General features: G+C 51.8%; 12 protein-coding genes. 8 read left to right on the forward strand and 4 right to left on the reverse strand.

Annotated features, from left to right (window positions below; translation table 11 throughout):
• Positions 1-4 precede the first annotated feature (4 nt).
• Positions 5-2,551: a fasciclin domain-containing protein gene (locus L6472_RS13095; protein ID WP_237805824.1), complete on the reverse strand. Its 2,547-nt coding sequence runs from the start codon at positions 2,549-2,551 to the stop codon at positions 5-7.
• A 204-nt stretch (positions 2,552-2,755) separates the two neighbouring features.
• Here L6472_RS13095 and L6472_RS13100 point away from each other — a divergent pair, with 204 nt between their 5' ends.
• A complete protein-coding gene (locus L6472_RS13100) occupies positions 2,756-5,125 on the forward strand; it encodes a glycoside hydrolase N-terminal domain-containing protein (RefSeq protein ID WP_237805826.1) in 2,370 nt (789 codons plus the stop codon).
• 13 nt (positions 5,126-5,138) lie between these two features.
• A complete protein-coding gene (locus L6472_RS13105; RefSeq protein WP_237805828.1) occupies positions 5,139-7,883 on the forward strand; it encodes a glycoside hydrolase family 2 protein in 2,745 nt (914 codons plus the stop codon).
• Positions 7,884-8,495: 612 nt separating this feature from the next.
• On the opposite strand, the gene L6472_RS13595 is transcribed toward L6472_RS13105, so the two are convergent.
• The 3 genes from L6472_RS13595 to L6472_RS13115 form a co-directional block, all read right to left on the reverse strand.
• Positions 8,496-8,618 carry a hypothetical protein gene (locus L6472_RS13595; protein WP_255777051.1) on the reverse strand — a complete coding sequence of 41 codons (123 nt, stop codon included), beginning with the start codon at positions 8,616-8,618 and terminating at the stop codon, positions 8,496-8,498.
• Positions 8,619-8,632: 14 nt separating this feature from the next.
• On the reverse strand, positions 8,633-9,010 hold the full coding sequence (locus L6472_RS13110) for a hypothetical protein (protein ID WP_237805830.1): 378 nt from the start codon (positions 9,008-9,010) through the stop codon (positions 8,633-8,635).
• Between the two features lie 183 nt (positions 9,011-9,193).
• On the reverse strand, positions 9,194-10,963 hold the full coding sequence (locus tag L6472_RS13115; RefSeq protein ID WP_237805832.1) for a lipopolysaccharide assembly protein LapB: 1,770 nt from the start codon (positions 10,961-10,963) through the stop codon (positions 9,194-9,196).
• 437 nt (positions 10,964-11,400) lie between these two features.
• Here L6472_RS13115 and L6472_RS13120 point away from each other — a divergent pair, with 437 nt between their 5' ends.
• The 6 genes from L6472_RS13120 to L6472_RS13145 all read left to right on the forward strand — a co-directional run bounded on the left by L6472_RS13120 (position 11,401) and on the right by L6472_RS13145 (position 20,955).
• A complete protein-coding gene (locus tag L6472_RS13120; protein WP_237805834.1) occupies positions 11,401-12,756 on the forward strand; it encodes a DUF3575 domain-containing protein in 1,356 nt (451 codons plus the stop codon).
• The gene (locus tag L6472_RS13125) at positions 12,753-13,925 is read left to right on the forward strand and encodes a hypothetical protein (RefSeq protein ID WP_237805836.1); all 1,173 of its coding nucleotides are present in this window, start codon (positions 12,753-12,755) and stop codon (positions 13,923-13,925) included. The genes L6472_RS13120 and L6472_RS13125 overlap by 4 nt, the downstream gene beginning before the upstream one ends.
• Before the next feature lie 97 nt (positions 13,926-14,022).
• Positions 14,023-15,393 carry a fimbrillin family protein gene (locus L6472_RS13130; protein ID WP_237805838.1) on the forward strand — a complete coding sequence of 457 codons (1,371 nt, stop codon included), beginning with the start codon at positions 14,023-14,025 and terminating at the stop codon, positions 15,391-15,393.
• A complete protein-coding gene (locus tag L6472_RS13135) occupies positions 15,377-16,684 on the forward strand; it encodes a fimbrillin family protein (RefSeq protein WP_237805840.1) in 1,308 nt (435 codons plus the stop codon). Before L6472_RS13130 ends, L6472_RS13135 begins: the two co-directional genes overlap by 17 nt.
• Positions 16,685-16,725: 41 nt before the next feature.
• On the forward strand, positions 16,726-18,891 hold the full coding sequence (locus tag L6472_RS13140) for a fimbrillin family protein (RefSeq protein WP_237805842.1): 2,166 nt from the start codon (positions 16,726-16,728) through the stop codon (positions 18,889-18,891).
• A 9-nt stretch (positions 18,892-18,900) separates the two neighbouring features.
• On the forward strand, positions 18,901-20,955 hold the full coding sequence (locus L6472_RS13145; RefSeq protein ID WP_237805844.1) for a fimbrillin family protein: 2,055 nt from the start codon (positions 18,901-18,903) through the stop codon (positions 20,953-20,955).
• The last annotated feature ends 5 nt before the right edge of the window (positions 20,956-20,960 follow it).

Below are 20,960 nucleotides of genomic sequence, written 5' to 3' on the forward strand. Positions count from 1 at the left end.
AGGATTATTCTGGGATTAAGGCATGGTCAATAAGATGAATCACAGATTGTGACGAGCTGACAATTTGTGTTGCCGAGCGATAGTCACTGTTGTTCACAATCATGTCGCGACTCTGCAGGTTATAGAGTCCACTGGTCTTTACCACATGGGCTTTGTTTCCCTGACTGTCGGTAAACGTCAGGTTCTGGCCGTTGCCGCTGATGACCATCTTCTGGAAGCGCCCACTGTTACTGCGTGCAGCCGTCTCGAAGGTCAGCGAAGAGAAGGGCTTGCTATCCACGAAGGTGGCGTTGTCCACGAAGTGATAACGCAGAAAGCGCATCAGCCTGACAGCCCATTCACGTTGAATCTTGTTGTCGGTCTGTGCCATAATCTCATCCCAGCTATGCAGGGAGGGGTCTGAGGCAAAGGCTGCCTCAATGGCATCATTGGTAGGAACCAACACCGTGTATTGGAAGTTGCCAAACATCGAGACCACATTGCCAAGACCACTTGACTGGCTCGTTCGGTTCAACGTGAAGATGCTCTTGATCTCCGCGTCTTTCTCGAAAAGACGAAACACCATGTCATTGCCGTTCAGCAATTCAAAAAAGCGAGAGAACTCGGCATGGGCCTGCATGTTCGTATAGACCGAATTGACAGGGTCTTGCAGCACCCGGTCGATGACAAGACAACGCCCGTTGTCCAAGTCATAGCGTCCCACCTGATGTGCTTCTGCCACCTGCTGTTCTGCGTCACCGCCACCCATGGCGGTCATCTGTTCGCCTGCACCATTAACACGAATGGTCGAGCCGCCCTTTGACTGATAGAAATGCTGTGTGCCGTCATCCACATAGCCACTCATGCGACCTTCGTCGTCTTTCATGCCAACGATGATATGGCGGTCGCAGATGTCATAGAGACGATTGCGCAACAGGCCCACTTCGTCGATGGTATATTGGAAGTCGCCCTTGGTCCCATCTTCGTTGACAGCATAGACGTCGGCCGTGACTGGCTGGTCTTTGGTCTCGTCATAACGGAAGGCCCATATCTGCCGCTGGCTCTTTCCTTTGGCCCACGACACGGGGTCGCGATAGTTCTGCAGTGCCTCATCCGTAGGCACCAGAAGATTGTACATGTTTTCCATAGAGCGCAGATACAGATAGAACTTCATCTCGTGGTCCTGCAGTGCCCAGTTCATGATACGCGTGTTCTGATTGGTCATCACTGGGGCATACACACTCTGATAGTCAATAGGCGGATACACCTTGTTGGTGACATAGACAATACCATTGCCTGCCACATAGGTAGCCACAATGTCACCCTTATCCACATGCATGGCAAACGAAGCCTCATCGTTCATGGTGGACCATTGCGAAGGCAGACTGGTCATGAACGACTTCTTCTGGTGGTTCTTGATGAAGAGGGCCACCAGCGGTGTCGGCACCTGTTCCCAGGTGCCATAGGCATCTTTCAGATAGGCCCCTTTTCCTCCGTTGAGGTAGTTCTGCATCGCTTCATCGGTAGGCACGAACATCACACCCATGTCCTGCATAGACTGATAGGTGTTCTGCGAGGGGTCTATATATAGGAGACCGTAATTGGTCATGTCGTTGCCCTCTGGGTCGGTTGGCTGCGACTCGGTGAAGTAGCGCTTCACAAAGACGCTGTCGCTGATCACAGGATGGGCCGCATCATGCCCGTCATACAGTTGGTGAACGGCTTCGGTTATCGCTCCATTGTAATAGGGTGCCGAGAAGCGCTCCATCAACTGCGAGAACAACCGTGTCTGACTGTTTCGGTTGATGACCTGACTCATCGGACTGCTGGGCGTCAGCACATCACTCACAACATGCACATAGCCGTTCTTACAGGTGATGTCTTTTTCCACCACTTGTGAACCGTTCACATAGACATCCGAGCCACGATAAGCCTGACCTAAAATCAGCGAGAGGTCTTCTTCGGGGATCTTATTTACTAAGGTGTGCTGCGGTGTGAAATGCACCATGTAGGTGTCTCCTTGATCTGCCAGACGGATACCTGTCTGCTGATATTTCTGCCAATAGGGTGCTGCCAGCTGACGGTCGTCACGACACATCTGTATGCTGTCCAGATAGCTATACTGAGTAGCCCGGCGCAGGGCTGTTCCCTCACCGCTCTGACTCTCTGTGTCGCCGGTGTTGGCCAGCATATAGGTCAGATAGGCCATATTAATGGTACTTGCGCCCAGCAGGCTGCGCTTCTGTGCGGCTGTCAGCTGTTCGTAGGACGTCACCCCCCATGGATTATCACCGGCAAAAAAGCGTGTCCATGCTTCATCACGTGCGGGGAAAACGGTTTTTGAGCCTGTCAGACTAAGTACCTGCTTATAGTCCAGGTCATCGATCAACCGCAGGTAGGTCGTGAAATCGCCTTGCTGCTGCAAGTAGTCATAGATGCTTGCACCCAGAAAGTCGGGTTCACGTCTCTCATACTCATAGTCATCTGAGCATGATGTCAGTCCGCCAGTCAAGGTCAATAGCCCGATAAAGGATATCGACCAGCGTAGCGGAACAAGGTGTTTTTGTTTCATAAGTAATTTTATAGATTGCTTTAATTTTGATGCAAAGGTAAATAATAATAAATATAAGCAAGCCATCAATCACACCAGAAAATGATACGTTTGTCGCAATTACCACCACATTGATACGTTTCTGCCATTTTGTGCATCCCCATGATATTGCATATTACAGGACTATATCGTACTTTTGCACCATATTAATAACTAAATTGCAAAATGATGATAACGAGATTATTTTTTTCTTTGCTTTTTGCTGCCTTGTTCTGCTCAAATGCAACGGCCGGCAACAAGCCTCTGAAACTGACCTACGATGCCCCCTCTGAGCAATGGATGGGGGCACTGCCCCTCGGCAATGGCCGACTGGGGGCCATGGTCTATGGTGGCATGAACCAGGAAACCATCGCCCTGAACGAGGTGACACTTTGGTCTGGACAGCCAGACCCCGATGCCAACAATCTGTGTGGTCCGGAGAAGCTCCGCGAGATGCGCGAGGCTTTCCTCAGTGGCGACTATCGCCGTGGCAACGACCTGGGCTGGCAGAACCTGTGCGGACATGGCAAGTCGTTTGGCACGCATCTGCCATTTGGCGACCTTGTCATCACTGAAGATACTGAAGACAAGACGGTGACCGACTACTCGCGCTGTCTGTCTCTCAACGATGCGGTGGCTACCGTCAACTATCAACGGGGCGATGTCCGCTTCACGCACGAGTATTTCACGTCTAATCCGGCTCAGACATTGGTGGTGCGCTATAGTGCCAGCAAGTCTCACGCCATCAACGTGGCTATTGGCATGAACATGCTGCGCTACAGCACCATCGATGCTTCTTGCTTATCACAGGAAGTGGGACGGCTCGACATCACAGGCGACGCGCGCTTCGACAAGAACGGTGAGGGCGGCGTGCGCTTTCGGGGCATTGTCAGGGTGCAGGCTGAAGGCGGCAGTGTCAAGGCTGAAGGCAACCGCCTCATCGTCAGTGGGGCCAACACGCTGACGCTTATCACAGATATTCGCACCGACTTCCAGAACACCAACTACCGCCAACAGTGCTTGCAGACCGTAACGGCTGCCTCACGGCAGTCATACCGCCAACTGAAGACGGCTCACGCGAACGACTTCCGTCGGCTGTTTGACCGCATGAGCCTGAGCCTCACCACTTCACAGATGGAAGAGGGAGCGGCTGGCGAGACCACACTTGCGCTTTTCAAGGCGGCACGAAAGGGACAGCCGAACCCGGCTTTCGATGCAATCTTCTTCCAGTATGGACGCTATATGCAGATCAGCTCTTCGCGTGAGAACTCGCCTCTGCCGTCTAATCTGCAGGGTATCTGGAACGACAACCTGGCCTGCAACATGCCCTGGACCTGCGACTACCACCTGGACATCAACATCCAACAGAACTATTGGAGCACGAACATTGCCAATCTGGCCGAATGCAACACGCCTCTCTTCACCTATCTGGGACTGCTGGCCAAATATGGCAGCGCGACGGCTCAGAAGATGTATGGCTGTCGGGGATGGGTGGCACACACAATTAATAATGTATGGGGCGACACGGCTCCTGGCAACTCATGCTCATGGGCCATGAACGTGACGGCGGGTGCATGGCTTGCCACCCATCTGTGGACACACTATGAATACACGCAAGACCGTGAATATCTTCGCGAGGTGGGCTACCCCCTGCTGAAAGAGACGGCCCAGTTCTTCATGGACTACATGATAGAGGATCCCAAGACTGGCTATCTGCTCAGCGGTCCCAGCATCTCGCCCGAGAATGGTTTCCGCGGCGATGATGGTCGCGGCTATTCGCTCTCGATGATGCCTACGCTGGATCGCGCCACCATCTATGAGATTTATCATGCCTGCATCGAGTCGAGCAAGATTCTCCATGTCGATGCCGATTTCCGTGCGCGCCTGGAGCGTGACATCAAGAAACTGCCGCCCTATCGGGTGCGCAAGAATGGCGAACTGGCAGAATGGCTGCTCGACGTGGGGCGCGACGATCCCTCGCATCGCCACGGTTCGCACCTGCACTCGCTCTATCCCTACGGACACATCACCCCTGAAGGCACACCTGAACTGGCACGTGGCTGCGAGACGTTCTTGAAAAATCAGACCTCGCATCCCAACTGGGAGGACACGGAGTGGACTCGCGGCAACAACATTTGTTTCTATGCGCGCCTGCACAACGGTGAGAAGGCTTATGAGAGTCTGATGGGACTCTACACGGGTTTTATGCGCGAAAACCTGATGACGGTATCGCCTGCCGGCATTGCCGGTGCCGAGAGCGACATCTTCTCGTTTGATGCCACCGAGGCTGCGGTTGCAGGCATGTGCGAAATGCTGTTGCAGAGTCATCACGGCATGCTCGACTTCCTGCCTGCCCTGCCTCCGACATGGTCTTCAGGCAGTGTGCATGGCATCTGTGCACGTGGCGGCATAGAGGCCGACATTGACTGGAAAGAGGGCAAGGTCACAAAGGCTATCCTTCGTTCTAAGAGCGACCAGACTGTCAAGGTGCGCATCAACGGTGTGACGACGACGGTTCGCCTGAAAGCGAACAGCCATACAAAACTGAAGATATAACAAGTAGATGCACATGAAAAAGCTCTATGTAACCTTCCTGTCGGCACTGTTTCTATGCGTGCCGACAATGGCCGAGACGGTTCTGCGCCCGCTACACGACGGATGGCGCTTCCGTCAGGGGAACAGCGATATCTGGCATCCGGCACAAGTGCCGGGCAACACGCATCTCGACCTGATGCGGGAGCGTATCATCGACGACCCGTTCTTTCGACAGAACGAGCGTTCGGTGCAGTGGGTCGATAAGGAAGACTGGATGTACGAGACGCACTTCCAGCCATCTGCCGAGGAACTGGCAGCCACCCATCAGACGCTGGTCTTCAAGGGGCTCGACACCTATGCCGATGTCTATCTGAACCATCAGCGCATCCTGGTGGCGGACAATATGCACCGCGAATGGCGGTGCAACGTAGAAGGCATCATGAAAGAGGGCGACAACCTGCTGGAGGTCTTCTTCCATAGTCCGGTGAAGGTCAACGTGCCCAAGTTTGATGCACTGCCTTATCGCCACAACACGGGTCCCGACCACTCGCAGATGGGGGGACTCTTCGACAAGACCATCTCGCCCTTTGCTCGCACGGCGGGCTTTGAATATGGCTGGGACTGGGGCCCCCGACTGGTCACCTTTGGCATCTGGCGCCCTGTGCTGCTCGAGACGTGGAGCGACATGCGCATCGCCGACGTGTGGTACATACAGAAAGACGTGAACAAGGCGCGCGCCCAACTGCGCACCGTCGTTGAGGTGGAGACCGACGAGCCCGTGACAGCTGCCACGCTCACCATCACTGCCGACGGCAAGCCCGCCACCACGAAGACCGTGGCCCTTGAAAAGGGACACAACACCATCACCCTTGACTACACGCTGAAGAATCCTCGCCTTTGGTGGACCAACGGCTTAGGTGAGCCTTATCTGACGACGATGAAACTAAGACTCACCCCCGCCCCCTCTCTGCTCAGAGAGGGAAGTGGTCACTCTCAAAGCAACAATCGCGATAAAAAGCTATCTACTCCCCTCTCTGAGCAGAGAGGGGCTGGGGGTGAGTCTTCCACCCTCCTTGGCATCCGCAGCCTGCGCCTCCACAACGATAAGGACCAGTACGGACATAACCTCTATTTTGAACTGAACGGCGAACCGCTCTATGCAAAGGGTAGCAACATGATACCCAACGACAACTTCCTCAGTCGTGTCACCGACAGCATCTACCGTCAGGTGGTGGCCGATGCGGCAGCCGTCAACATGAACATCATTCGTGTGTGGGGCGGCGGCATCTACGAGGACGACAGTTTTTACAGATACTGCGATGAAATGGGCATTTTAGTGTGGCAAGACTTCATGTTTGCCTGTCAGACCTACGAGGTTGACTCGGCCTTCTTAGCCAACATCAAGGAGGAGGCTATCTACAACGTGCGCCGTCTGCGCAACCATGCCTGCATGGCTGTCTATGCCGGCAACAACGAAGAACAGGATGTGTGGTTCGGCTGGGGTGGCAAAAAGCGCTATTTCGAAGAACTGGGACAGGCAGACCGTGTCTGGAAGATGCAACACAGCATCTTCTATGAGGTGCTGCCCGAGGTGGTGCGACAGTATGGTGGCGGCATTGCCTACCGACCTTCGTCGCCCTGGGCTTTTGAAGACACGCCGAGCGATGGCATCAACGGCGATGATCACTACTGGGGGGTGTGGCATGGTGGTGACCCCATCGAGGCCTACTTCGACCACCATGTGCGCTTTCAGTCGGAATATGGTTTCCAGTCATTCCCGGAATATGAGAGCGTGCTGCTCTACAACCCCGACCCTCGCGACCACAATATCTATAGCGAAGTGATGATGGCGCATCAGAATGCCGGCACCTATGCCAACCACCGCATCGAGGAGTATATGAGTCGCGATTATCGAGTGCCTACCGACTTCAAACGTTTTCTTTACGTGGGACAGGTTCTGCAGGCCGATGCTGTGAAGATGGGCATGGAGGCTTTCCGCCGCGACCGTCCCTTCTGCATGGGCAGCATCGTATGGCAGCTCAACGACTGCTGGCCGGTAGCTTCATGGAGCAGCCGTGACTACTACGGCCGTTGGAAAGCGCTGCACTACGTGACACGCAAGGCTTACGACGACATTCTCGTCAGTCCCCGCGTAAAAAGCGAAGACGCTAAAACACAAGAAAGCAAACAAGTCGCGGCCCTTCCAGGACAGGAAGACACAGGTGTAAAACAATCGCAAGATGTTGCCTTGTCCAAGAAGGTGTTAGAACTGAAACTCGTCAACGACCGCCGTACTTCTGCCCGTGGCACGCTTTGCATCCAGACCATGACCATCGACGGACGTGTGGCCTATGAAAAGAAACAGACCATCACCCTGCCCAAGAATACGGCCATCGACATCGTCACCCTGCCCGTCCAGGACATCCTTGGAGGCGAACAACCCGAAAACGTGTTCTTCTACATCACCTATCACACTGGCAACAAGACCTACTACAACATCGCATACCCTGTCCGCCAAAAAGAGATGCACTATCGCAAACCTCTGCTCACGACAAACGTCAGCGACGCTGCAGACGGCTTCAACGTCAGCGTCAGCACAGACATCTTCGCCCGTGCCGTGTTCCTTAAGACTAAAGGTATCAAGGATGTGTTTGCCGACAACTACTACGACCTGCTTCCTGGACAGACACGTACAATACATGTGCGCACATCAAAGTCGCGTACGCAGTTCCTGCGCGAACTTGAAATAATGACCTTAGGCGACGACTACGAACCATAAAGCTGCATAGACCTCTAAATAGAATAGCGTTAAAAAAAACGCCCGTTTCATCGGTGAAACGGGCGTTTTTTGCGATAAAAGCACCGGTTTAAATCGATGAAACCGACACTTTTTGACCACAATAGTGGCCGAATCGCCATGCAATACTTAAGGTTTTAAAGACATTCTAGACTCTAGAAAAGACATTTCTAGGGGCTAGAATGGAGTGATCTAGCCCCTAGAACCGACACATCTAGCCCCTAGAATGGAGTAATCTAGGGGCTAGACGCGATGCAAAAGTGGCACTTTAACAACACGAAAGTGTCACTATTGGGCATGAATAGCGGCACAATTGGGCATGAATAGCGACAATATTGGGCATGAATAGTAACGAAACAAGCGCACCATTCGGCAGATACAAAAGCACAAAACAGCAATTACCTTCCAGAGACGCAGAGGGAGTTGAAGGCTATCTACTCCCCTCCATACAGGGAGGGGCCGGGGGTGGGTCTCCCATTTCCTCCCCCTTGGGGAGGTCAGGAGGGGGTCAAAAATATGGCGGCACCTAACTTCATGGTATTGAAGCCGATGCCGCCGAAGAATTGGTTAAGGAAAATCAACAGAATGTAATCTCTACATACATGCTAAGACGATTGTGAACAGGGCAACGAGATATGCACCGTAGAGCAAAATCCACATGCTCTCCTTCTCAATGATCAATCGCATGCGTTGATAGCGCAAATTAGTCTTTTCCATGGTTATTCCGATTTTTAAAGGTCTATATCTCCGCTAAAGCAGTAATTGCCTTGCACAATATTAATATAATAATAGCCCGTGATGTAGGCGGGGATCACCACCTTGGTGCTGCCCTGAGCCACATAAATGGTGTACTCCAGTTCCTCGTCCTCATTGAGCAACTCAATCTGGCCTTCTGACAAAGGTGCACTGAAGTTCAGTGTGTGTCCATCGACGGTGACCACTGGGATGACTGGCTTGGCAGGAGCCTTGCGAATAGGCTTCTTAACTAATGTAGGATTAACGATCTGATGTGCGTACAGATTTAAAACATAGACTGAAGACACCTGGGCACTGGCAACAAGCAGCCCAGCGAACAACAGTGAACTTAAAACTGAAATAATCTTTTTCATTTCTTTACTCTATAGGTTTAAGTGATGCATGTGATTTTAGTCGATGCAAAGATACGAAAACATTCGAAAAAGAAATATCAAAAAAGAGCTTTTTTCTATAAGTCAAAAGAAGTCAAAACGGCCAATAAGTCAACACAGAAAACTGACAATCAGCGACTTACAAAAATAATAAGTCAAAAGAAGTCAAAGGGGTCTGGAAGCCCGAAAAAGCTCTCTTTTGAGTCCATGAGCGCCTTTTACGCCAAACAATTTCATGTTGGCGCGGGCCTTTGCCTTGGTGATGGTTTGGGAGATGGAGCCTGTGAGATGAACAATCGTGATGTCATCGAAACCCAGCAATACCAGGATGCAGACATGCAACTCAAGAGGCGACAGTTTCTTTTCTTCGACCAACAGGCGGTGCATGTCGGGCATCTCCTTGGCAAACTGCATCACCAAGGCACGCCAATGTGACTCGCGAGGCAAGAATGATTCCGTCTTGAAGGCTTGCTTCTGGCGGAAAATCTTGACGATTGTGCTTTCGCTGAAAGTATCCAGACTGTTTTTAGCCTTGGGCAGACCAATGAAATCTTCCAGTCGCTCGATGGTTTGGCGCAGTTCTTTCTCTTTCTTCTCCTTGTCGGCAATCAGTTTCTCGTAGTCACGATTGTTGAGCGTCAGCAACTCATCCTGCACGGTTTGATACTCCTTTCTGGCGTCTGAAAGCGACTTTGACAGGGCGTCTATCTCTTCTTGCTTTTTCTTCTTGTAGCTCAGATACAACTTGTAGGTCAGTGCAAAGCCCAAAACCACAGTAAACAGAATGCCAACGCTCCAAATGCGGGCATTGCGAGCATTGCGAGCCTCCTGCTCTGCCAGCTTCTGACTGCGGCTATAGTTATACATGGACGACATCTGATGGATGGCGTCTATCTGCATTTGTTTGTGTATAGTATCCAATGCTTGTTCATATAAGAAACCATAATGCATCACAGAGTCCATATTACTTTTCCTGCGATAAATGGCCATCAGACCTTTATAAACATCGGGCGAAAAGCATGAATTGATCGCCCGGCGAAAGTCTTTCTCAGCAGCATTTACTTGACCAACAGCCAATTTATAGGCTCCACGTATATAATAATAACTCTCACGTCCTGTCTCGATATTGCCTTGCGCATCAAACAACCCCGACTCGCGTTCGAAAATATCTATGACCCGTCGCGCCTCTGCCAGCTGTCCACGCTCAATATAAATGAACACCGATGCCACCAAGGCATCGGCAGCCTCACGGTCTTCGCCTAGTTGCTTTAATGAGTTGTAAGTTTCATTGATGATAGCTAACACGCTGTCTTTCTCACCAAGTTGGTAATAAGGTGTCATCAATTGCTGTTTAGCAATGATATATTCTTTCTCTGTATCGGTCTTTCGGATATAGTCGATATAATGACGGAGCGCCCATATCTCATCGCGGGGAAGGTTTTGTTTTCCATAAATCAGAGACATCTGCCCATAAACAGGAATAAGCACACTGTAGTCGCAATCGGCGCTCAGCGTATCGGCACTCTCAATGGCGTCGTAGAAGGCTTGCAGCGCCTGTGGTGCCTCGCCCATATCGCTATAAACGCGCCCCAACAGATAGTAAGCCAGCATGCGCTCGTTGCTGGTGCCATGGAAGCTGTAGTAGTCGGCCACCTCCTTGGCGATGGAGTCGGACGTGAAGAGCACGTCTGCCTTGTTTTGAGCCTTCAGCTTCACCAACTCATAGCACATCCTATCGCCTCTCTGCCAGCGCGGTACCTTGTCCTCGCAGGCCTTCAACATGGCCAACGCCGAATCGGGATGCTCGTCGGCCATCTGACTGATGGCCTCCAGCTCGTTCATGGTCTTTTGGTTGTGGCACCCGGCAACAGCCAGTAATGCCAAGGCTATATATGCCAGAAAAAAGGGCTTCTTTTTCTGAAAAACAATCTTCATAAATGGTTCTACTCGGTTTCTATGACTAAGATTCGGATTGCAAAGATACAACGAAAAGTCGGAAAAACAAAATAAAAGGCTCGTCACTGCCTCAAAAAGGCGTCAGAAATTGGCCGAAAACAGAAAACTTTCTTATGCTTTTCTGTTTTTGTGCAAATGCCGCAGCTCAGGCACTCGGAAAGAATATTTTGACACAATCGCCTGATATTGTTACTAAAAGAAAGACAAGAAAAAGAGAAAAAACGATGCAAAATGGCACGAAAAAGGACTGTTTGTGCATAAATAATGTAAAGAGATGGTTAAACATTGTAAAAATGACAATCATTGTTTTATTCCTATTTATTTTTTCAGTAATTTTGCATCCAAATGAATTTGCTACAAAACTTAAGGTTTAAGTGCAACGATTAGTCAACCATCTAAAAATAGAAATTTTCGTTATGTTTGTGCTTCTCGGCCATGTGCACGGATGGGCTGAGAATATAGACACATTGCGGTATAGACAACTGCCGGGCTACCCCTTTGTCTATGTCTCGGATGCCTATGTCAGCACACCGCCCGCCATCAGCGACTCGCTGTTCGACATGGTGGCGCGTGGTCTTCGATTCAAGGTGAACCGCACGGAACTGCTGGAAGACGATCCGTTCATTGCGCTCTACAACGACAGTCTGGTGCCTCTGCTCAAAGAGAAGAACCTGGTGTTGCGTCAGGTGTTTGTGAAGGGTGCCGCATCGCCAGAGGGTCCTTACTGGAACAACATCCGCTTGAGTCGCGAGCGCACCAGGCGGTTGATAGAGTTTCTGAAAAGCAACCTCGACCAGCCCATCGGCAACTGCACCACCGATGCGAAGTGCGTGACCGAGGACTATGCCTACCTGGTGAAGCTGATGGAGCTGGCCGGCGACGAGGAATACGAGCAGGTGAAAGCCATCTGGGACCGCAGCAAGGGCGATGAGCACCAGTGCAAGCGCGAGCTGATGGCACTGAACGACGGCAAGACCTGGAACCGACTGCTCGAGGTGTACTACCCCACCCTGCGCCAGAGCCGCGTGGTGTTGTGGTTCACGGTGAACCCCGACCGCATGCCCATGAGAGCCTGTCAGATAACGGCGGAGGCTGCCCTGCCCATGGTGACGCCACTGCCCGAACAGCTGAACCTGATGCCGGCATCTGCCAAGACCTATAGGCGCCGACACCTGATTGCTGCCAGAACAAACCTGCTGCACGATTTTGCCTACGTCCCGCAGTTTGGCTTCGCACCCAGCGGCAACATCCAACTGGAGTACTACCCCCTGACGGGACACTACACCTATAATGCTGGCTTTACGTTTTCCAACCATCGCCACTGGGAGAACCACAAGTTCATGCAGGTGCGCGACGTGCAGTTGGAGCTGCGCCGCTACTTCAAGGGCGGTGGCGCCTTTCTGGGCACCTACCTGGGCGCCTATGCACAAGGCACGGTCTATGGCATCGGCTTCAGCCAGACCAAAGGTTGGGAAGGCGAAGGCGGTGGTGCCGGACTGACACTGGGCCACACCTGCCGACTGAACAAGAAAGGCAGCCTGCGACTGGAGCTGAGCCTCAGCATGGGGGCCTTCATCACCCGCTACGACCCCTACGTATGGGGCAATCCCATCAACGGCACGATAGACGGACTCTACTACTACAACTATCGTGGCAGCACCAGCCAGTTTAAGAAGCGCAACCACAGATTCATGTGGTTTGGACCCACCAATGCCGGACTGCACCTGACCTACGACATTATCTACAGGAAGAAAAAGGAGGTGACAAGATGACGCGCGTACATTTATATAATATCATCATCTCAACGGTAATGATGGGCTTGAGCTCGTGCATCGAGCCTCCGCTGCACCTGCCCGGTCAGAACCTGGACTTCGTGATGCCACAGGTGGAGACGGAGATGGACGTGGTGTGGGACGTGGATGTGGATCTGGAGACCAACTGGTACTACGGATGGGACCTGAAAGACGACTCCATCTGGGGATATATCGGCTACGAGCGACCCTCGAGCTACGAGGTGCACCGCTACTATAAGGGCGACGACCCCAACGCCAAGCACACCAACGACGAGGCTTTCTCGATTCGCGGCAACAGGTTCCGCCGCTACTTCCAGTTTGGCTACTACGACATGCTGTTCTATAGCGACATCGACTCGAAAGACGGTACGCAGGTGCTGGTGATGCACGAGGAACTGGACTCGGTGATAGCCACCACCACAGGCACACGCGGCATCTCGCGAAGCATCCTGGACCGCAGCCGTGCCAACGACACCGATGGATCCAGCGCCATCGGACTGCTGAACCAGCCAGAAATCTTCTTCGGTGCCTATCCCGAGAACATCTATATCTCGCACGACCTGGCCGACTATGAGTACGACCCCGTGGAGAATGTGTATATCAAGCACCTGGAGACCAAACTGCGTCCGCTGGTGTATATCTATCTGGTGCAGTTCATCCTCTACAACAACGAGGATGGCAAGATCATGGGCATCAACGGCAATGCGGCACTCTCGTCGATGGCCAGCTCGACCAACGTGAACACGGGCCACACGGGCAACAAGCCTGCGGTGATCTATTTCAACACCCGCATGAAGAAGGGACTGACGGTGAAGGGACGCAAGAGCGACGTGATTGGCGGCAAGCTGACCACCTTTGGACTTTGTGACAACGAGCCCTACACACGGTCGGGCGCCAGATATGTGGGTTCGCGCGCTGCGCTGCGCAACTTCCTGTACTATGACCTGATATGGAAAGACGGACAGGTGAAGACCTACGAGTTTGACGTCACCGAGCAATGCCGCGCACAGGCACATGGCGGTATCCTGACGGTGTGGATAGACTGCGACAAACTGACGCCACCCGACCCTGTAAACAAAGGCACCGGCAGTCTGTTTATACCTACGGTAGAGGACTACAACGAGGTGTTCTGGGAAATTGAGATATAAGGAGCCTCCCCTAAAAGCCTCCCCTAACCCCTCCAAAAGGAGGGAAATATAGAAAGAACTAAGATTATTCACTTTTTTATTAATTAAAACCATTAAAATGAAAAAATTAGCATTCCTGGCAGTAGCCGCTGTTGCACTTGCAAGCTGCAGCAGCGATGATCTGGTTGACCGATCAGCTGCCGAAAACGAAGCCCCCATCGCTTTCAGCGTGGAGAAGAAGAACATGACTCGTGCTGCACAGAACCTGGAGGACCTTGGCCACTACAACTTCGGCGTGTGGGCTTACAAGTATGGCACAGGCCTGAGCACTCAACTGGTGATGGACAACTATCTGGTAGGTTACTCAGATGGTGCAGGTAAGGGTTACAGCAACGCAAACGCCACCACATGGGCAAGTACCATTGGCACAGACGCTGACCACAAGTCACCTTGGTTCTATGAGTATCTGGGTACTGCCGAATACACAAACACAGACAACACGAAGGGTTACCTTGCTACTCAGACTGACTACATGTCGGCCAATGCCAACCAGTACCTGCGCTACTGGGACCTGAAATACACCAACACCAACTTCTACGCATACGCTCCATATCGTGCTACAGGCGTTAGCTTCGATGAGAGCACTAAGAAAATCACTGTAGCAAACGGTGCTCAGAAGGCTGGCTACGATAATCCCTCACTGCAGGAGTTCATGTATGCTGGCACTCAGGCCACCAATGCAGACCTGAAGGACGTGAAGCTGAACTTCAAGCACCTGGGCGCACAAGTAAACCTGCGTTTCTACGAGGATGTTCGCGGCTACAGAGTGGAGATCATCGATGTGACCGACCCTAACACCGGCATTCAGGCAACTCCTGCAACCACAGATGGCACGACCTACACCAAGGCTGACTATTACACCACCTGTGGTGCAACCATCGACTTCAGCACTGTTGGCAATCCCACTGCCAACGTTGACCACAGCACCGCTTCAAAGACTCAGGACAACCTGAAGTTCGTGATTCCAGCCGGAACTGAAGACGGACTGACTTCATTCACCTCAAAGCTTAGCACAAACTACAATGTGATTCCCGAAGCAGTAGCAACCGGCAACACACAGAACTATGCTAAGTCTTCTACCATTTATTATCCCGTAGCTCAGCCCACTACCAGCGAGGTTGGTTTCACCTTCCACGTGTCATACAAGCTGATTGCTGAGGACAATGGCGAGGAGATCACTGTTCACAACGCCCGTGTCTATGTGCCTGCCAAGAATGGTTCAGACTTCATCGCTGCTTGGCAGCCTAACACCAAGTACACCTATACTTTCAAGATTACTAAGGATTCTAAGGGTACAACCAATCCTGATGATACCACTATTGATATCACCAACCCCGATGTACCTGCTACTCCTACCGTATATCCTATCGTATTCGACGGTGCTACTGTTGAGGATTACACAGCAAAATCTAATGATAGCAATTTCTAATCATAAGATAAACAAAACACTAAGCTGGTGGACTGGCGCACTCCTGTTGTGCGCCAGCCTCACCGCTTGTTCTTCTGACTCTACTTTTCTGGATGAGGATGCAGACGACGGACGCGTGCCCATGCAGTTCAGTCAGGCAGTGATGAGTGCTCCGGTGATGAAAGCACCGGCACGACGTGCGGCTGCCAGCAACTACCTGACACAGGGCTTCTTGGTGAGCAGCTGGAAAGGCTTTGCCACCGCCAAGCAATCGCTCATCATGGATCGGTATGAGGTGAAGTACAAGACCGACGCATGGGCCAACCTGTCGAAATGGGACTATGTTGGCTCTAAGACCGAAGGCTACTACAAAACACAGATTGAGCGCTATTGGGATGCCTCGGCTTTCCCCTACCGCTTCTATGCCATCAGCCCCTGTCCTGCTCAGGACGACATTGCCAACTTCACACTGGATGCCAGCACGTTGGAGATACCCGCCACCACCGCATACGTCTATCAGACCTGCAACAATGGTGTGCTGACTACAGGTGCCGAGCCTTACATGCCGGCACAGGTGGCTTGCAACGATGGCTCTAACACCAAAGACGTGGACCTGCTGAACGGCAGCACGTTTATCAGCAAAGACCGCACAGAGAATGGCGCTACCACCAAGTACGACCGCTACGTGGCGCTGCCTTTCCACCACCTGACGTCGAAGGTGCGCTTTGCCATCTACAACAACTACGGCAAGGAGACACCTGCCAACTTCTACTTATATAATATAAAGGTGAAAGTTGTTTCCGACAACTTCATCACCAAGGGCTACGGCTACACCGCCGACCTCGCCAACAGCGACATGCTGCACGGCACCTTCACCACCACAACGAAGGCCGCCAACGACAACGAAAGACTGCTGCTGCAGACCAACGACAACAAGCAGGGCGACCTAAACAAGGCCATCGACCGCGAGCACGCCTACTACTGCGAATGCAAGGACGGCATGCTGCAAATACCACAAACGGGAGTGAAGATGACCATCTCGTTTGACGTCTATGGCTTGGACTACAAGAGCGACTTCACCAGTGCCGATGGTCACATCGCCTACGACAAAGCGAGCAAGACCATTCACTACACCGACATCGACATCAAAGATGACAAGAAGAATATCGACGCCTTCGACTGGGAGGCGAACAACATATATACGTACGTTCTGAAAGTGAGCGAGTTCTATCCGCTGACCATCGACTTCAGCGCAGAGCTGACGCCCTGGACGAATGTCTATGGCAACATCGAGACCAACCTCGAGCAATAGATCAATCACAGAATTATAACAAGAAAAAAATAATAGCCAAAATGAAAAATCTCTTTTTCCCGCTGGTAGCCGCTACTGCACTGGTAGCCTCAGCATGTTCAAACAGTTTGGAGGACGATGCATCTGTCATCGACCCAAGTAACAAAACCGCTATCTCATTCGTAGGCGAAGACAACGCAGCCGTGACACGTGCTGGCTTTGCCGGCAACACGATGATTGCTATGCACATCCGCAGTAAGAAAGATGACAGCAATATTCGCGAAACACGCACTTGGGCCACAGCAGAAAAGGATGCAACCGGTAGTGTGGACTCTTACTCAAAAATTGAAGCGCCCAGCGACGAGAATATCCGCTACTGGGATGACGCTTATGGTCGCGCTGCCAATCTCTCTGTGTTTGCGGTAGCAGTCCCCGAGAACACGAACCCCAAGAACAACGGCAAGACGCTGGTGAACCTGCTTGATGGCAACAACACTTGGAGTGCAGGTGCTCTTTCTGAAGCTATCGAATGGACTGTTTCTGCAGACCAGAGCGTTGCTGATGTGATTGCCAATGAGGACCTGACCTATAGTAATAATATCAGTGCAACAGGTTTGGGGGGCGCTAAGGCTTATAACTACACAAGCAGTGAATATGATGTAGTAAAAGACGGTTGTCTGCAGTTCCGTCTGAAGGACACCAACATGCAGGACGGTCCTGGTAAGTTCGACCAGGGTAACCTGAAGTTCAACCACGCCCTGAGCCGCATCACCGTCAACCTGAAGAAAGGTGAGGGTTATACTTCTGCTCCTTTTATCTTTGCCTCAGGCACCAATGTTAAGATCCTGAATGTACCGACACAAGGTCAACTGGACATTGAGAATGGTTCATGGTCTGCCGTTACTTCTGGAGACATCGAGAAGATGGCCACGACAGAACTCGCAGCGAATGCCGTTTACACTCTGCAGGCTCAGATGTTGCCTGGCTACACTTTCAATGAGGGTAGCGACGTCAACGTGCTGGAATTTATTATTGATGACAACAAGTATTTCATCACTCAGGATATGATGCTCGATGCACTGAACATGGGACAGGGCACTTCCGAGACTTCGCTCACAATGGCTCAGGGCAAGAACTATGTGTTTACCATCACTGTGGGTAAAAGTAAGATTATCAATGTGACGGCAACTCTGGAGCCTTGGACTGATGTGACGGCTGCCAATAAGGACATGGACAACTCGCACATCGAACTGAGCCTCTTTAAAAACGATAATGGTACTCCTGCTGACAACTTCGACCTCTATCGCTTGAACGACGAGTCTGCACAGATTAACACTGGCACCAGCACAGCCAAGAACTGGATGGGCGACTATACAGACAAGGCTGGCCTCACTCAGAGTGGTGCTGTATGGACAACAGACTGGTTCTTCGAGAACAACAAGTCATTCTATCACTTCCGTACCGTCAACAAGGGGACTGAGATTAAGGGGACTGCTGATGATACTGTTGATGACTACTTCGAGGTGACCTCTGGTGCTCAGACAACTCACGATTATCACTGGGGTGCTCCCTTCCTCACCAGCACAACCAGTCCTATTCAGTATAGCACCACCGACGGTTATGCAGCCACGCTGAGCCCTGCTATCGGTGCTACCAACTCTACCATCAACATGACAGAGCTGCACATGATGAGTAACATCAACGTGGTGCTGCGTACGACGAAAACTTCAAATGCTGTTGCTCTTGAAGACAACGGAGGCCAGTGCGAAGTATCGCTCACCTATTTCTATGCTAACGGTCAGGTGAAGATGGGCAACGGCCTGGTAACGCCTACTGGCAACCTGACGGCAAGTGCTGCCTTCACCGCTCCAACTGCTGGTATTGACGAGTCTGATACTACCTATAAGAAGACTGGTGCCTTCACATTTGCTGTTGTTCCTCAAGCGCTGACACGTGCTACCGGCGACAACCTCTATGTTGGCATCACCATCAAGACACCAGACAACAACCAGTACTACGTGGTTAAGTCGCTGAGCGATATCATCGCAACAGCTAACGGCGGCAGCCAGAACCAGTCTAAAGACGATAAGGTTGCTTTCTGGTATCCAAACCACAGCTATACCTACACCTTCACACTGACGAAGGCAGGTATCAGCAATGTGACTTGCACCGTGGAAAAATGGGTTGACGTAACTGCTGATAACAAGGATATTTCTCTGGAGGACTAATTCTCTGTCATGGCAGGAAAGAAAATCATATATGCATGCATGACCTCGTTGGTACTGGCAGTCGCTGCCTGTACCAACGAGGATGTGGATACTTCACTCAACCGCTATGCCGACGGCGCTATTGACCTCAGCGTGGGCGTTGAAGCCACACCCGCAAGACATGCCATGACTCGTGCCGGAGGAACGACACCGTCGTACTATGCCATGAAGGCTGGTACGCAGGTGCGACTGAAGGTGGACGGCCGATGGAAGGGCAAGACCCCCGAAGCCATCAGCCAAAAGACCACCTGCACGACCATCGCTGCAGAGAGCGGCTCGGCCATCAACGCCCTGTCGTTCACAGAGGGCGAGATGCTCTATTGGGACGACTATGGAACGGGCGATCCTGACAATAAGACTAACACAGACCAAGGGCTGAATGTGCTGGGCGTAGCTGTTGATGGCAAAGATACCGCCCCCACCATTGCAAACGACAGCCAGTGGGAAAGCCTGCCCTGGGATGTGGTGACCGATGGCGAGGACGTGCTGAGCGGCGACATCATCGTGTCTAACAACCTCACTGCCTATCAATTTCAAGAGCGCGACGATGACGAGGCGAAGAAGATGATCTTCCAACATCCGCTGAGCAAGATCACCATCAACCTGACTGCTGCCGACGGCTTTACGAAAGGAACAGTCGGCAAAACCAGCTATAAGTTTGAGAAAGACCCCACGGTGACGCTGACCAATGCCACCACCCTGGCTGGCATCAGCGATGCTTCCAACGACTATGCGCTGACTAAAGGAACGGTGAGCATTACGAATGCCAGCGCTTTAAGCGACGGTTCGAAGGCAACGGTTATTGCTGGAACAACCAGCACCACGGATGCCGACGTCACTGTGATTAAGCAGGCCGTGGTCTATCCGGACACTCAGCTGGGCGCAGATAATGATGCCGTGATTGCCATCGTAAATGCCGACGACAACATCTACTATATCAGAGCGAAAGAGATACACGATGCCATCGACAACATTGGTGGACATACGGACTACAAGACGTTGGCTGGCTATAACTACATCATCAATATCACCATCAAGAAGACAGGCATCACGCTGACGGCTTCGGTAACGAAGTGGGTGGATGTCGATTCTGAAGAGGTGCATCCTGAAATCAACATGACCACCAAGGTGGGCAGCGACAGTCATGATGAACTTCCCGCTGGTTTCAACGGTTTCGACCTTTGGCTGAACGACCACGACATTGCCAAGGACTATACCAATGTGGCCACACCGACGGTGAACACAGCCGGCGAAGTGGTGTTCGCTCATACGCTGTATTGGGTTCACCACTACCAGCACCTGCATTTCCGTGGTATCTATCCCACAAACACTGTGGTCAAAGAGGATGCCACCGACCAACACCAGTATGTGGAGGTGGCCAATGGTGCCTACGATGCAACGACATTCCCCAGCAATTTCGTGATGGGCATGCCAGAGATTGCAGAGAACACACCATGCGGAAACCCCGACCATGCCAATGTCATGATGGACCAAGAAGGCATCTGCGCCCGCAAGGCTGCTATTAACCTGAACTTCCGTTATATGATGAGTCAGGTGGAGGTGATGCTGAAATCGAGCGATGTCAGCGACGACAACTATGTGGACCTGACCAATGCCGAGGTAGAACTGGTGAACATCGGCACCGAAGGACATATCCTGTTGAGCGACCGCTCTGCCGTGGTTACAAAGTATGCAGATGAGGAAAGCCTCTACAGCATCGACAGCAAACACTATCACGCCATCATCGTGCCACAACTGCTGGAGAACGCTGCAAAAGGAAAGGTGAAGTTCAAGATTACGGTCTATAGCGATGCCACAAAGACCAAGAAAGATGTCTATTATGCCGAGGTGGCTCCCATCAAGGTCAAGGTGGCTGGCTCTTCAGATGCAGCCGCTCCTACGGACGCCTGGAAGGCTGGCACCCACTATGTTTACGACCTGAAGATCACAAAGACAGAGGTGTCGGCAACGGCATCGCTGACGGACTGGCAGACCGTGGAAGCAGAAGAGAATGTATGGTTCTAATCATA

It is taken from the genome of Prevotella sp. E13-17 (assembly GCF_022024035.1).
GTDB lineage: Bacteria > Bacteroidota > Bacteroidia > Bacteroidales > Bacteroidaceae > Prevotella.

Excerpts from the sequence above, each read along its gene's own strand:
- L6472_RS13095 (WP_237805824.1), bottom strand. The coding sequence starts at position 2,551 with ATGAAACAAAAACACCTTGTTCCGCTACGCTGGTCGATATCCTTTATC.
- L6472_RS13100 (WP_237805826.1), top strand. The coding sequence starts at position 2,756 with ATGATGATAACGAGATTATTTTTTTCTTTGCTTTTTGCTGCCTTGTTC.
- L6472_RS13105 (WP_237805828.1), top strand. The coding sequence starts at position 5,139 with ATGAAAAAGCTCTATGTAACCTTCCTGTCGGCACTGTTTCTATGCGTG.
- L6472_RS13595 (WP_255777051.1), bottom strand. The coding sequence starts at position 8,618 with ATGGAAAAGACTAATTTGCGCTATCAACGCATGCGATTGATCATTGAG.
- L6472_RS13110 (WP_237805830.1), bottom strand. The coding sequence starts at position 9,010 with ATGAAAAAGATTATTTCAGTTTTAAGTTCACTGTTGTTCGCTGGGCTG.
- L6472_RS13115 (WP_237805832.1), bottom strand. The coding sequence starts at position 10,963 with ATGAAGATTGTTTTTCAGAAAAAGAAGCCCTTTTTTCTGGCATATATA.
- L6472_RS13120 (WP_237805834.1), top strand. The coding sequence starts at position 11,401 with ATGTTTGTGCTTCTCGGCCATGTGCACGGATGGGCTGAGAATATAGAC.
- L6472_RS13125 (WP_237805836.1), top strand. The coding sequence starts at position 12,753 with ATGACGCGCGTACATTTATATAATATCATCATCTCAACGGTAATGATG.
- L6472_RS13130 (WP_237805838.1), top strand. The coding sequence starts at position 14,023 with ATGAAAAAATTAGCATTCCTGGCAGTAGCCGCTGTTGCACTTGCAAGC.
- L6472_RS13135 (WP_237805840.1), top strand. The coding sequence starts at position 15,377 with ATGATAGCAATTTCTAATCATAAGATAAACAAAACACTAAGCTGGTGG.
- L6472_RS13140 (WP_237805842.1), top strand. The coding sequence starts at position 16,726 with ATGAAAAATCTCTTTTTCCCGCTGGTAGCCGCTACTGCACTGGTAGCC.
- L6472_RS13145 (WP_237805844.1), top strand. The coding sequence starts at position 18,901 with ATGGCAGGAAAGAAAATCATATATGCATGCATGACCTCGTTGGTACTG.